This is a genomic window from Chryseobacterium sediminis (assembly GCF_008386505.1).
GTDB lineage: Bacteria > Bacteroidota > Bacteroidia > Flavobacteriales > Weeksellaceae > Chryseobacterium > Chryseobacterium sediminis.
The window spans coordinates 1,726,029-1,741,218 of sequence record NZ_VUNZ01000001.1; the positions used below are offsets into that span (position 1 = coordinate 1,726,029).

9 protein-coding genes are annotated in these 15,190 nt (G+C 36.7%); 4 read left to right on the top strand and 5 right to left on the bottom strand.

Annotated elements, in window-relative coordinates:
• Nucleotides 1–48 precede the first annotated feature (48 nt).
• Nucleotides 49–1,320, bottom strand: coding sequence for a UDP-N-acetylmuramoyl-tripeptide--D-alanyl-D-alanine ligase (locus FW780_RS07860; protein WP_149833086.1), 1,272 nt, complete (start codon nt 1,318–1,320; stop codon nt 49–51).
• Nucleotides 1,321–1,474: 154 nt separating this feature from the next.
• Complete coding sequence (gene gldJ, locus FW780_RS07865; RefSeq protein ID WP_149833087.1) at nt 1,475–3,076, bottom strand: gliding motility lipoprotein GldJ; 1,602 nt, start codon at nt 3,074–3,076, stop codon at nt 1,475–1,477.
• A gap of 164 nt (nt 3,077–3,240) precedes the next feature.
• Between gldJ and porU the strand changes: the two genes are divergently transcribed.
• Nucleotides 3,241–7,143 (top strand): type IX secretion system sortase PorU, encoded by a 3,903-nt coding sequence (gene porU, locus FW780_RS07870; protein ID WP_149833088.1) that lies wholly within the window; start codon nt 3,241–3,243, stop codon nt 7,141–7,143.
• 59 nt (nt 7,144–7,202) lie between these two features.
• Nucleotides 7,203–8,366, top strand: coding sequence for a type IX secretion system outer membrane channel protein PorV (porV, locus tag FW780_RS07875; protein WP_047378455.1), 1,164 nt, complete (start codon nt 7,203–7,205; stop codon nt 8,364–8,366).
• A 702-nt stretch (nt 8,367–9,068) separates the two neighbouring features.
• Here porV and blaCHM read toward each other — a convergent pair.
• On the bottom strand, nt 9,069–9,827 hold the full coding sequence (gene blaCHM, locus FW780_RS07880) for a CHM family subclass B1 metallo-beta-lactamase (protein ID WP_149833089.1): 759 nt from the start codon (nt 9,825–9,827) through the stop codon (nt 9,069–9,071).
• 217 nt (nt 9,828–10,044) lie between these two features.
• On the opposite strand from blaCHM, the gene FW780_RS07885 reads away from it, so the two are divergent.
• Entirely contained in the window at nt 10,045–12,309 is a 2,265-nt protein-coding gene (locus FW780_RS07885; protein ID WP_149833090.1) for an FUSC family protein, read from the top strand.
• On the opposite strand, the gene FW780_RS07890 is transcribed toward FW780_RS07885, so the two are convergent.
• Both FW780_RS07890 and FW780_RS07895 read right to left on the bottom strand, forming a co-directional pair.
• Nucleotides 12,290–12,904 carry a 4'-phosphopantetheinyl transferase family protein gene (locus FW780_RS07890; RefSeq protein WP_149833091.1) on the bottom strand — a complete coding sequence of 205 codons (615 nt, stop codon included), beginning with the start codon at nt 12,902–12,904 and terminating at the stop codon, nt 12,290–12,292. The two genes, FW780_RS07885 and FW780_RS07890, sit on opposite strands and share 20 nt — an antisense overlap.
• 186 nt (nt 12,905–13,090) lie before the next feature.
• Nucleotides 13,091–13,609, bottom strand: coding sequence for a pyridoxamine 5'-phosphate oxidase family protein (locus FW780_RS07895; RefSeq protein ID WP_149833092.1), 519 nt, complete (start codon nt 13,607–13,609; stop codon nt 13,091–13,093).
• Nucleotides 13,610–13,774: 165 nt separating this feature from the next.
• Between FW780_RS07895 and ahcY the strand changes: the two genes are divergently transcribed.
• Nucleotides 13,775–15,088, top strand: coding sequence for an adenosylhomocysteinase (gene ahcY / locus FW780_RS07900; protein WP_047421190.1), 1,314 nt, complete (start codon nt 13,775–13,777; stop codon nt 15,086–15,088).
• The last annotated feature ends 102 nt before the right edge of the window (nt 15,089–15,190 follow it).

The following is a 15,190-nucleotide window of genomic DNA, read 5'->3' on the forward strand; positions in this document are numbered from 1 at the left end:
TGGAAGTTATTATTCAACAACTTTCAACCTCCTTTTTTCTTTTTATAATTAAACAAAGTCGATTAGCTTTTCCAAAGCAATCCCCCTGGAGCCTTTCAACAATATATTTTCAGACTGAATTTTATTCTGTTTTAAATATTCTATTAGGACAGTTGTATTTTCAAAAGCAAGATCTGAAGAATTAACCTCTTTGAAATGTTTTCCTACTGTGATAATTTCATTGAAGTTAAGATCCTGAGCCAATTTTAAGATGTTCTGATGTTCTTTTTCACTTTCATCACCCAATTCCAGCATATCTCCGATAATAATAGTTTTACTGCCTTCAAAACTGATGAAATTATTTAGTGAAGCAGTCATAGAGCTTGGGTTAGCATTATAGGTGTCCAGCACCAGAGTTCTCCCCTCTTTTTTCACAACCTGCGATCTCATATTGGTAGGTGTATACAATTCCAGAGCGTGTTTTATTTTTTCAAAACTAATTCCGAAATGAAGTCCCAGAGTTGCCGCTGCACAAAGATTGGTGAAGTTATATTCTCCAGTCAGTTTTGAAACTGCTTTTACTCCCTGATAAGTCAATCCTACAAAATGTTCTGCAGAAAAAGATTCAAAATTGTAATCTGATGTATCTTTTCCAAAAGTAATCTTAGGTAAATAGTTTTCAGTTTTCTCGGCTTGGATAGGATCATTTTCATTAACAAGAATAGTTCTGTTATTGTTTTTAAGATAATCGTAAAGCTCAGACTTTCCTTTAATCACACCTTCAAAACCTCCGAATCCTTCTAAATGAGCTTTCCCAAAATTGGTGATATACCCAAAATCAGGTTGGGCAATGGTACACAGAAACTCAATTTCTTTCTGATGATTAGCACCCATTTCAATTACGGCCATTTCATGTTCCGGTTTAATGGAAAGAATTGTCAAAGGAACTCCGATATGGTTATTCAGATTTCCAAATGTATACTGCACATTATATTTTTCCGAAAGGACAGCATGAATCAATTCTTTGGTAGTCGTTTTTCCATTACTTCCCGTAAGCCCGATAAAAGGAATGGTAAGTTTGCTTCTATGATAAAGAGACAATTGCTGTAAAAATTCAAGAGTAGACGGAACATAGAAAATATTTTTATCTCTGTTTTCAAACTCCGGAAGTTCAACAATTACGGCCAAAGCTCCATCTTCTATGGCTTTTTCTGCTAATGTAGCTGCATTGAAATTCTCACCGGAAAAGGCAAAGAAAATATCGTTCTCTGCTATTTTTCTGCTGTCAATAGTCACTTTCGCAGCCTGCAGAAATAAAGGATAAAACTGTTCTATATTCATGTGGAAATATATATTATTTTTTAAAAGAGGTATATGCAACCGCCAAATCTATAGGAATATTTCAGACTTTTTAACCCAAGCGATTTCATGGTTCAAAAATAAAAAAACCTTCCGAAAGTTCGGAAGGTTTTTTATAAGTATTTTTTGATAAATATTATCTTCTAGTTCTACCCTTATCGTTAGTTCTTGAATCCTGTGCAACACGGAATCCTACCCAACCATAAGCTCTGTTTTGATTTTTATATCTTCTTTGTCCCGGATCCAGCCAATATGCTGTATCCTGCCAAGAACCACCTTTTACAACTCTAACCTCGTTAGAAATTCCTGAAGTTCTGTCTTTAGTATCTTTTTGAAGTTTCACTCTACCGTTTCCGTCTACAACAAAGCTTTGTTTAGGAGCATTGTACATATCGAATCCGGCAGCAGAATCAGAAGCTCTGTAATATTCTAAAGAAGACTGTCTGTCACCATCTCTGTAGTTTCTGTAATCAGCGATAGTTTGTCTTTCAAATTGTCCAGGAAGTCCTTTGTAAACTAATCTTCCGTCAGCTAAAGTATCATATTTGATAGAGCCTTCGTCGATCATTTTATAAGTTCCGTCACCGTTTCTTACGATAGCCTGAGGCATGTTTCCTCTATAGTAATTGAAATCACTGTAATCTTCATCAATGATTGGTCTGTAAACATCTGCAGTCCATTCTGAAACGTTTCCGAACATACCATATACACCTAAATCATTAGATGGATACTTTCTTACGTCAGAAGTCTGTGCAGAACCGTCATTCTTCCATCCTGAGATTCCTGAATAGTCACCTTTACCCATTTTGAAGTTTTCAAGGAACATTCCTCTGTCTCTTCCTTTGGTGCCTCTTAATCTTTCGATTTCAGGTTTTTTACCTAGGTATTGGTTGTACTCTCTCGTTTTAGCCATACCAAGAGCTGCATATTCCCATTCAACTTCGGTAGGAAGTCTGAACTTCTGTACCATAGCAGAATTTGGCGCTCTGTTAGCTGCAAGCAATCTCTGGTTTGTAGTTTTCATACCAGTTTTTTGCTGCATTCTTTTTTCATTGATATATCCTTGCATTTCAGGATCATTCGATTTGAATTTATCCATGTTAAATGCAGTCCCTCCTTGGTTATTGGATTCGTTGATATACAAATCTTTAGCAATAATACCAGACTGCATCAAAGCTTTTTCATTTGCTCTGTCTGTCAGCCACTCACAGTATCTGTTTGCCTGAGTCCATGAAACACCTACTACCGGATAGTAATCAAATTCCGGAGAACGCAGATAAGTTTCATTATAGTCGTTTCTTGCTAATTTGTTGTCCCATAATAAGGTATCCGGCAAAGCACCGTTATAAATTTCCTTAAAACTAGGATCACTTGGTGGGAATACATACTTCAACCATGTAAGGTATTCGCGGTATTCGTAGTTAGTAATTTCTGTTTCTCCGATAAAGAATGAACTTACCTGCATTCTGCGAGGCGTGTTATTCCAATCGTGCATAACATCATCTTTCACTAATCCCATTGTAAAAGTTCCACCTTCTACATATACCATTCCAGGCCACCCCTTCTGCTTTTGTTGCTTTCCTGCAAAAAACCAACCTTGTTTTTCGTTTGGTTTCCAACCTGTTTTACTGACAAATTTTTTGGTACCGCCACCTTTGCTGGTTCCTGATCCGCCACAGCTGGTTAATGCAAGTGTAGAACTTAATGCTATTAATGAAAACAACTTTAGTTTTTTCATAGTCGATATAAATATTTTCAAAGTACAAAGAAAAAATAAATTATTCAATAAATCAAGTAAACATTTGATTTTTTTGAAAAACGTTAACAATTTAATTTTATTGTATCGCAATTTAATTCTAAAATTTTCATTTATTTTGTAATTTAGCAATTTCAATAGTAAACATGAAACGAAAAATTACGCTTTTATCTTTAATCGCTTTTGCATCAACACTTTACGCCCAAAGAAACACCATAGAATGGAATGGATCGAAAATTCAGGATTTTGGCGATACAAAATTAAATCTTCCTAATTTTAAAAATGAGGGCTTTTCTTTCAGCCAAAATAATGTTTTTATAGTAACCAAGCAAAAAATCGGAGAAAAGCAGCTTAAAATTTCAGATCTTGTCTGGGAAAACGTTCCTGCTCAGGATTTATTTGAGTTGGATAAAGGAAGACTTCCTGATTATGATGTGGCAGATGTTTCCTATTATAATCTGGATGGAGACAGCTATGCCAGTATCAGTGTTGCTTTGTTTAAAAATGTAAAAGGCCGTGTTCAGAGATTATCTTCGTTTAATGTTTCAGAAGCCTCTTCATTTGTAAATACTACCGGAACTGTTAATAAGATAGGCACAACCGGCAACCCATTATCAAGTGGCAACTTTTACAAAATAAAAGTCGACAAGTCCGGCGTATTCAAAATCACATCTCAGTTTTTAAAAGACAACGGAATCAATCCCGGATCTGTAAATCCTAAGAATTTCAGAATTTATGGGAACGGAGGGGTAATGCTTCCTGAATATAACCAGGATGCAAGATATGGAGCCTTACAGGAGAATTCCATTCAGGTAGTAGGTGAAGATGACGGAGTATGGAATGATAATGATTATGCTCTTTTCTACGCACAGGGTCCTGATGGTTATAACCTTTATGACACTTCCAATGGAAATGGTTTTAAAAGAAAGGATACCCGATTCAGCGAAAGAAGCAATAATGTCAAAAATATCTATGAAGATTTTTCTTATTATTATATCAACTTTGACAAAGGTGCTGGAAAAAGAGTTCCGACTGTTGATGGAACCCTTCCTGCACAGCTGATTACAAGGTATGACAATTACCAGGTGATCAACAAGGACCAAAAAAACTTGTTGAAAGTTGGTAGAACTTGGGTGGAGGACACTCCTTTCAGTAATGAAAAAACAGTGACACTTAGTACCAACTCGCCAATACAGGCAGGTGATGTTATACGATACAGAACTCAGGTGGTAGCCTATAATTCGCAACAGAATACGATTGATTTTAAGATCAATAATTTAAATCCTCATCCACTGCAGACTATCCCTACGGATACTCCATCTTATCAGTATACTTTTTACCCTGTAACGTATGCCGGGGCGCTTACCAATCTTACAGGAAATCAGATTACAATGGTGTTGAATCCTGATATTTCCAAAAACCCTAACGGAACTTTCTATTTTGATTATGTAGAAGTACAGTACAAAGAAAACCTTGCGTTCAATGGTTCACAGATGAACTTCAGGGATTATTCAATTGTAAGTGGAAGCAATACAGATTACGGATTCAGCATTACCAATGCTGCTAATATAGAGCAGGTATGGGATGTAACGGATATTACCAACGTCAGCCGAAGAGTGAATAAAGCAGGAGCCGGCTCATTCAACTTTGCTTATACAGCCGCTGATCCGAATTTCAATAATGAATTTGTGGCTTTTCGTGCTGATGCGGCTTTCAGTCCACAGTTTGTAGGAAGAATTTCCAATCAAAATCTTTCCGCTTTACAAAATATAGATTACCTGATTCTGACAGTTCCTGAAATGATGGGCCAGGCACAGAGACTTGCCAATTATCATCAGACTGCTCATAATTATAAAGTGGAAATTGTAGATGTCAACAAAATCTACGAAGAATACGGCAGCGGTAGTAAAGATCTTACAGCTATAAGAGATTTTGTCAGCAAGCTCAATACTCCTCTTGGAAGGCTTCAGTATGTATTTATTCTGGGCGATGCTTCATTTGATTATAAAAACAGAGTTCCCAATAATACAAACGTTGTTCCCAGCTACCAGAGTGAGCAATCTTCAGATTACGTATCCTCATTTGTAACGGATGATTATATTGTAATGACCAAGCCACAAACTACATTATTAATTGAAAACAATTTACCGGATCTGCCTGTGGGAAGAATACCCGCTGCAAACGCAAGTGAAGCCGGAGATATGATTAATAAAACACTGGCTTATTACAACTCTCTTCAGGGGCAGTCAACTCCTTTTGGAGACTGGCGTATGCGACTTGATTTTGTTGTGGATGATAATAATGAAGGAGGAAGTCCTTTCCACAATGTAATGGACAACAGTCTGGCCGCTATATTTGAACAACCTGGCCAGCTGGAGCTGAAAGAATACAACGTTAAAAAATTATATATGGATGCCTTTAACGCTCAGAGTACATCTGGGGGACGAAGATATCCACAGGTAAACCAGGCTATTTCCAATGCCATTGGTAACAGTTTATATCTGTTTTATTTCGGGCATGGAGGAATTAACGGCTGGGCACAGGAAAGAGTATTAACATCTACTGAGGTTCAGAATGCCAATAATTTCTCTAATGTATACAGCAGATTCCCGTTTGTATCTACCATTACGTGTGAATTTACGTTATGGGATGAGCCTGCAACCAATTCTGTAGGGGAACAGTTTATCAAAATGAAGCAGGGAGGTGCATCAGCAATGATTACTTCCAGCCGTGCTATCGGGGTAGATTACGGACGTGATTTTACGAATACATTCACTCAGAATATCTTTAAACTAACCAGTGACGATTTCAATACGTTAGGAAATGCCCATTTACTGGCTAAAAAACAAAAGGGGCCAAACAATAACCATTTAAAGGTAAACTTCCTGGGTGATCCTGCCATGAAATTAAGCAGACCGCAAAGACTTCTTACCATTGATAACATTGAAACTCCTGTTCCGGGACTGATCAGAGGATTAGATTTCGTAAAAATAAAAGGACGCATCAATAATCCGAACGGAACATTGAACAATACCTTCAACGGAAAAGTCAGTATCAATATTTTTGATAAGAGATTAAATAAAAAAACATTAAATAACACTGGAGTTTTAACCCCGGTTTTAGATTATACAGAGGAAGGAAGTGCTATTGTAAAAGCTGCCGGAACTGCTGTAAACGGAGTATTCACTGCAGAATTCTATGTTCCTAAGGACATCAACTATGCGGTGGGTCAGGGAAGAATTTTAGCCTATGCAGACAACAAAGCAACGGATGTTTTCAACAATCAGGCAGTACAAGTAGGTGATATTAACCCTAATGGAGTGAATGACAGCCAGCCTCCAAAGGTAAAACTGTACATGAATAACACCAACTTTGCGGATGGTGGAATTACCAACCAAAACCCAATGCTTCTTGCCTGTCTTACGGATGACACAGGAATCAACTCTACAGGATCAGGGGTTGGTCACGATATTACAACGTACCTGGACGGGCAGATTATCAATACCGTTGTTTTAAATGATTTTTACTCTGCGGGAGAAGGAAACGGATGTTTAAATCCAAGTCTTGCTGACTACCAAAAAGGAAATGTAACCTATCCTTTCAGAAATTTGGCAATTGGACAACACCAACTGACATTTAAAGTTTGGGATATAAACAATAATTCTACATCTGCTACGTTAAATTTTGAAGTTAAAGATGAATCTGACCAACACCTAGTGATTAACCGTCCTTTGAACTGGCCAAATCCATTTACGAATAAAACCTACATTCAGTTTGAACACAATTGTGATGATATTCTGGATGTGAACGTACAAATTTATACAATAACCGGAAGATTGGTAAGAACTTTATCACAACCGGTAGTTGCAGAACCGTTCCTACAGGGCTTTAGAACCCCACGTCAGGCAATAGAATGGGACGGAAGAGATGATTTTGGGGCAACAGTAGCAAAAGGTACGTATATTTTTAAGATATTTGCAAAAAGTCAAAATCAAGAAAAATGCAAAGGAAGTGCTACAGCTGTAGAAAAAATGGTACTTTTGAAATAATTAAATAATACATAGACAATAATATTAACAAAAAACTGATAATATATAAAAGACAACATATGAATTTAACTACTAAACTGCTTTTAGGATTTGGTTTGAGTGCTGGTTTTTTAGGCTATTCGCAAGATTTAGGTAAAGTAAACCCAGTTCTTACCGGAGCCCCTTTCCTAAGAATTGCGCCTGATGCGAGATCAGGAGGTATGGGAGATCAAGGGGTGGTAACCTCTCCGGATGCATTTTCACAATTCTGGAATGCGGCTAAATATCCTTTCAGCAGAACAAGTTCTTCCGTAGGTCTTAACTATACGCCTTACATGGGAAAACTTACCAATGATGTATTCTTATTATATGCTTCGTTCCATAAGTTTCTGGGGCAGGAAGAGAGATCTACAATCTCTGCAAGTATCTATTATTTCAACATGGGGCAGGTAGACCTGACTCAGTTGGTAGGTACAGAAATTGCATCAATGGGTACATCAAAACCAAACGAATTCTCAATTGACGTTGCTTATGCTTTGAAGCTTTCTGATTCATTCTCTGGTGCTGTTACCGGTAGATTTATCCGTTCAGACTTAGCCGGAGGATTCAACACAGACACTACACTTAAAGCGGCTAACAGTTTCGCAGTAGACGTTTCAGCATACTATACCTCACCAAGATTCTCTAGTATCGGAGGATATGATGGTAAAGTGAATGCAGGTTTAGCGATTCAGAACGTAGGTCCAAAACTGGATTATACAGGAAATGAAGAATCAAGATCTTATCTTCCTACAATGGCAAGATTAGGGGTTGGATATGACATGTACCTGGATGATATGAACAGAGTTGGAATTTCTGTAGAAGGTTCAAAACTTTTGGTTCCCGGATCTGAATATGCAGGAATTGATCCCAATACAAGACAGCCTATTTATCAAATCCCGAATGTAGGGCCAATGGCTGGTATCGGAAAATCTTTCAAAAATAAAAACAGTATCATGTATAGTGGTGCTTTAGAATACTCTTATGACAACGCTTTTTCTGTAAGAGGAGGTTACTTCCATGAAAGTGAAGAGCAGGGAGCAAGACAGTTCGCTACAGCGGGTGTTGGGTTAAGATACCGTTCTTTCGGTCTTGATCTTTCTTACCTGATCAACATGTCTAAAATCAACAGTGCATTGGATAACACACTTCGTTTCGGTCTTACCTGGAACATTGGAGAAGAAACATCCAACAACGATCGTTAATAAAAGCTACAGCTATATAAAAAAAGCCTCATACATTGTAATGAGGCTTTTTTTATGGGCAACTGTGAATCGTCAATCCGCTTCGCTTGTCAATTTCTTTTACATACTACAGCCATTCACCATTCAATTTGCAAAGCAAAAATTCACTATTGAAAATATGAAAAGGGCAACTGTCAATTGTGAATCGTCAATTCGCTTCGCTTGTCAATTTCTTTTACATACTACAGCCATTCACCATTCACTTTGCGAAGCAAAATTCACTATTGAAAATATGAAAAGGGCAACTGTCAATTGTGAATCGTCAATTCGCTTCGCTTGTCAATTTCTTTTACATACTACAGCCATTCACCATTCACTTTGCGAAGCAAAATTCACTATTGAAAATATGAAAAGGGCAACTGTCAATTGTGAATCGTCAATTCGCTTCGCTTGTCAATTTCTTTTACATACTACAGCCATTCACCATTCACTTTGTGAAGCAAAAATTTACTATTGAAATATGAATGGTCAATCGTCAATTCACTTCGCTTGTCAATTTCTTTTACATACTACAGTCATTCACCATTCACTTTGTGAAGCAAAAATTCACTATTGAAAATATGAAAAGGGCAACTGTCAATTGTGAATCGTCAATTCGCTTTGCTTGTCAATTTCTTTTACATACTACAACCATTAACTATTCACTTGCGAAGCAAAAATTCACTATTGACCTTTAAACAATGCAATGGTATAATCAAGAAGCCTCCCATCCCCATACTCTCCATGTCCGGGAACTACAATTCTCACATTGGGATATTCTTTCTTAACTTTTTCTACTGTATTCGACCAGGCAGAGACATTTGCGTCTCCCAAATACCCTTTACCAGCTTCAAGTTCCTTTAATAAACAACCTCCAAATAAAATATTTTCACTTGGGAAATACCCCACTGTATTATCTTTTGTATGTCCTCCACCGAAAAATTTTGCAGTAACTTCTTTATCTCCCACTTTCAAAGTAACAGAATCAGTAAAACTATTTTCAGGAATGACGAAATTATTTTCTTTGGCCAGTTCTATTGTTTTAATATATGAATAAGAGGGAATATTATGTTTATGGAATGCCAGCAGTCCTCCAAGACTGTCATCATGAAAATGAGTAGGAATCACTGCATTAATTTTCGCATGAAGTTTTTCATTAATCCATTGTATCAGCTCTTCTGAACTTTTATCATTAGTAGGCGTATCAAAAACAATAGTTTCATTCTTATCTTTCACAACCAATCCGTTACAGGGGACATTCCCGAAATCATTTGTCTGTTTAAAGGAAGTATGAATAAAAGAATTCTCTGAAATCTGAGTAATAATTAGACTGTTTGATTTATAAATTTCTTTTGTTTTAAAACTTTCCTTGCTCTGTGAACTACAACTTAGAATGAAAAAAGAAAAGAATATGACGAAGATATTTTTAATGGTGTTTTTCATAAAGTTGTTATTTAATAGTTGAAACAGGCTAAGGTAAGAATTCATGGAACAAGATTTGTTAGCTGTTGTGTTAAAAGTGAATTGTGAATAGTCAATCCGCGTCGCTTGTCAATTTTTTTTAATATCATAACAACTCACATAAAAAATATAATATTTAAGTTTACAAAAGTCTCTTTTTTATGGCGATTTTCTTAAATTCAATAGCTATTTTTGTAGTATGAACTATTCGGCAGAACTAAAAAAATTTGTAACCAGTCAGTATGTATATTCTGCTATCAGAATTACATTAGCTACTGTTCTGCCCTGCTTGGTCCTCGCTCACTTCGGAATTTTGAAGGAATATTTCCTTTTCCCTCTCGGAACAAGCTTTGTAGCCCTTACAGATCAGCCCGGACCATTTATCCGAAGAAGAAATGCCCTTACTTTTGCAATCTTCTGTTTTGTTTTTGTCGCGCTCATTGCAAGTCTTGTGATGAATATCAAAATACTGGTACTTCTGGAAGTCATCGTATTTGGGATGTTTTTCTCCTTGATCGGAGTTTACGGTCAGAGGCTGGCCGCAGTAGGTTCGCTGTCACTCGTTGTACTCGCTATCTTTATTGACGGTCACCTTACAGGAAGTAATATCTTTAAAAGTCTATTGATCTTTGCTTCCGGCTGTATATGGTTTCTGCTCATATTCCTTATTGTAACAACAATTCGTCCTTATAAACTGGCAAGCCAGATGATTGGAGAAAATTATCTTCAGCTGGCTGAGTTTTTAAAGATTAAAGCTAATTATTATCAGAAGAATCCGGATTTTAATAAACTGACCACTCAGGTTATTGCCAAGCAGATTGAAATAAAAAACCTGCAGGAAGACACCAGAGAAACCGTTTTTAAAACAAGAACCATTGTCAATGAATCAACAACAACAAGTCGTTTATTGATGTTGATGTTTTTGAATTCCATGGACCTTCACGAGAAGCTGATGACCTCTGAAAGTGATTACCAAAAGCTTCAACAGAGCTTTGAAGACAGCATGATTCTGGTTAATATCCATGATTATCTCAATCTTTTAGCAGAAGAGATCACCAATATCGGAATCGCACTTCAAAGTGGTACCAGAGCAAAACCGATGGTGAATCTGGAACTGGAATTAAAAAATCTTAATTATAATTATTTCGAACTCCGAAATAAACAGCTATCTCCCGATAACCTGGAAAATTTCATGATCCTGCGCCAGATCCTGATGCGTATCTATGAAATCACCAAAGAAATCAACGAGATTTATAAAGTATTTTCTCAGAATATAAAACTGGCAAAGAGTTTATCCACGGGGTTAGACCTTAGGAAATTTATGCCTAATGAGCCCAAACTCAATGCTAAGGTTTTAAGGAATAATATTTCGTTATCATCTTCCCATTTCCGCCATGCGATAAGAATTACAACAGCTTTGCTGCTGGGATATATTTTCTCGATGTTTGATTTTCTGGGACTGGGGCATACGTATTGGATATTAATTACCATTACTGCCATTTTAAAACCAGCCTACTCCATCACGAAACAGAGAAACCTTCTCCGTCTCTATGGAACAATTGCAGGGGCCAGCATTGCCTATGCCATTCTGCATTTTGTACATATTAACGGTGTTTTATTTGCTATTCTGCTTATCAGCATGATTATGTGTTTCAGTTTCCTGAAGGGGCGGTATTTCTGGGCGGTATTATTCATGACCATCTATGTTTTCCTGAGTTTTAATTTTTTAAATCCGGGGAAAGTCAATATCATTTTTAAAGACAGAATATTTGATACAGCGATTGCCGGAATCATTGCTTTTGCAGTGTCCTATATTGTATTGCCGGTTTGGGAACATACCCAAAACCTGGATCTGATGAAGAAGTCTGCGGCAGACAACCTCATCTATTTTCAGAGTGTGATTTCCAAATTCTTACAGGGAAATTTTGATCTGGAAGATTATAAGGTAAAGCGAAAAAATGCAATTATTTCTCTGGCAAACCTGTCCGACAATTTTCAGAGAATGATTTCGGATCCTAAAAATCAGCAGAAAAAGCTGGAAGTTGTACACCAGTTTGTAGCAACGTCACACCTGATCACAGCGTATACTGCTTCTCTTTCTCAATACTCCAAGAGCAATGAACAATATCCTGAAATAGATGCTGAAAGCTGGAGCCGAAAGATTGAAGCAGAAATGCAGCAAACCTCTACCCTTCTTAACGGAAATGACATCAACGAAACATTGAAAATGGAAAGCCGTCTTGAACCGGAAGATTCTTCCATTGAAGATATGCTTCTGAAAAGAAAAACCGAAATTGAAGAAAATGACATTGTCGACAGAAGAGATCCTGATAAAATATCGCATTTAACGGAACTTAAAAACATCCATGATATTTTGGAACTGATCTATGATGTAGCTAAAGAACAGAGAAAAGTAATTGAGAAGTACAAAAACGAAACAGATTCTACTCCTCCACAATCGTAAAGCAATAGTCGTCGAAAAACTCTACCCTTGCCTTGAATTCATCTGAAAACTGATCATCATAAACACGGCAGCTTATTTTATGAAGATGCTTCAGCTCGAAAGGCTTTACTTCATAGTTTTTCTTTAAAGACCAGTATTTTGAGTGGTGAATTTTGTACATACTTTCTTTCACACTCCATATAATGGTATAAAAAGTATCCGCTTTATCCTCAGGAATAAATCCTCGCTCATTTTCATAGGTAAATTTATCGATTACCCTTAAAATCTTAGGATTGAACTTTTCTACATCAATCCCTATCTTATTTTTAGAAATGGCAATGGCTGCAAAGGGAAAAGAATGCGTAATGGAAATTTCCGCATCATTAGGAGAAAGAAAAGGTTCTCTTTCTTTATATAAAATCTTAGAATGGGGTTTTAATCCTTTCAGGAGCTGACGTACCATCAGGACTTCCAATAATTTTTTGGGATGATAATCTTTTACCTTCTCTGCATTTTCCGGTTCCAGAAGTTTATGGATATCAAGTTCTTCACTTTCATCATACTTCCAAACAAGGATGGTGGCATTATCATCTGAAAAATCTCGGTAAAGGGGCATTCTTTTTTTATATGAGACAAAAATACTAAAAAAAGCTTGAAGCTGGGAGCTGGAGGATGGAAGTTACTATTTGTTATAAAAATAATCTTCAGATCAAATTAAAAAAATTCATTCATGAAAAAACCAATTCTTTGTTTCCTTAATCTTTATAAACCTCAAGCTTCCCGCTCCCAACATCCAGCTTAATTATTTAGACTGATGATTTGCATCATTTCTGTGTTCTATAATTTCAAGATTCGCATCTACAAAATAAGCACTTCCGAATCCGTTTACGTAAGATCCTTTCATAGGCTGTAAAGCAATTAAGATAAAATCTCCCATTTCAGAGATAACATCCACTACTTTCCCGTGGGTTTCTTTTAGTTTGGCAACTACCTGAGTCCATACTTCAGAATCTCTTTCAATTTGAGAAGTTGTTGCCTCAAAAGTTAAACGTTCGCGGGCATAAATCTGTTTGGTAGCGGATTCGTCTTCAATAAACATGATGGATGTTTTTCTTCCGTCAGCAAGGTTTTTAGTATGCTTTGCCATAAAAGACACCAGAATATAAAAGGTCTGCTCTACTTGTACAAAAGGAGCATAGCTTGAATTGGGATTTCCTTCTGCATCCACAGTAGCCAGGATAATGCTTTTAGATGCATTGATCAGTTCTTTTACTTTTGGAGTAAGTGGCTTGGCATTCTTCTCTGTATGGGTTTGATTCATAATATATTTATTTATGAGCTAAATTAGTTATTTATATTAAGACTAAATAATATTAACTCATGTTTAATCTCATAAACCTGAACTTGATATGCCGTTTTTATATCTTAATTATTAATCGTAATTTTGCCTTTCGTTATCAATTGAATTTAAAATTATTCATTACATATGAGTACTACAACACAATACGTTCCTTATAAAGTTAAGGATATCTCCCTTGCAGAATGGGGTAGAAAAGAAATTACCCTTGCTGAAGCAGAAATGCCAGGTTTGATGTCTATCCGTGAAGAATACGGACCATCTCAACCGCTTAAAGGAGCAAGAATCGCAGGATGTCTTCACATGACAATCCAAACGGCTGTGCTTATCGAGACATTGGTAGCTTTAGGAGCTGAAGTTACCTGGTCATCTTGTAATATTTTCTCTACGCAGGACCACGCTGCTGCTGCTATTGCTGCTGCAGGAATTCCGGTATATGCATGGAAAGGTTTAAATGAAGAAGAATTTGACTGGTGTATTGAGCAGACTTTATTCTTTGGTGAAGACAGAAAGCCATTAAACATGATTTTGGATGATGGTGGAGATTTAACAAACATGGTTTTTGATAAATACCCTGAATTCACAAAAGATATCAAAGGACTTTCTGAAGAAACCACTACTGGTGTTCACAGACTTTACGAAAGAATGAAGAACGGAACTTTAGTAATGCCTGCAATCAACGTAAATGATTCAGTTACTAAATCTAAATTCGACAACAAATACGGATGTAAAGAATCTGCTGTAGATGCAGTGAGAAGAGCTACAGACGTCATGTTAGCCGGAAAAAGAGTGGTAGTTTGCGGATACGGAGACGTAGGTAAAGGTACTGCTGCTTCTTTCAGAGGTGCTGGTTCTATTGTTACTGTTACGGAAATTGACCCAATCTGTGCGCTTCAGGCTGCTATGGACGGTTATGAAGTAAAAAGATTAGATACTGTGGTAGATAATGCTGATATCATCATCACTACAACAGGTAACTTTAATATCGTAAGAGGAGAACACTTCCTTAAAATGAAAGATAAGGCTATCGTTTGTAACATCGGTCACTTCGATAATGAAATCGATATGGCTTGGTTAAACAAAAACTATGGTCAGACGAAATCTGAAGTGAAGCCTCAGGTTGATATCTATACTATTGAAGGAAAAGAGGTAATCATCCTTGCAGAAGGTAGATTGGTAAACTTAGGATGTGCTACAGGTCACCCAAGTTTCGTAATGTCTAACTCTTTCTCTAACCAGACTTTAGCTCAGATCGAACTATGGAATAACTCTGCTGCTTACAAAAACGAAGTATATATGCTTCCTAAGCACTTAGATGAGAAAGTAGCTGCTTTACACCTTAAAAAATTAAGCGTAGAGCTTGAAACTCTTTCTCCTGAACAGGCTGAGTATATCGGAGTAGACGTAAAAGGGCCATTCAAGCCTGAGTACTACAGATACTAAGATTTAAATAAATATGATATTATCCCACTATTGCTAAGATGGTGGGATTTTTTTATGCAGGGACATGGAGCATTCTGTATTTTTGTCAACTAAAAAAATAAC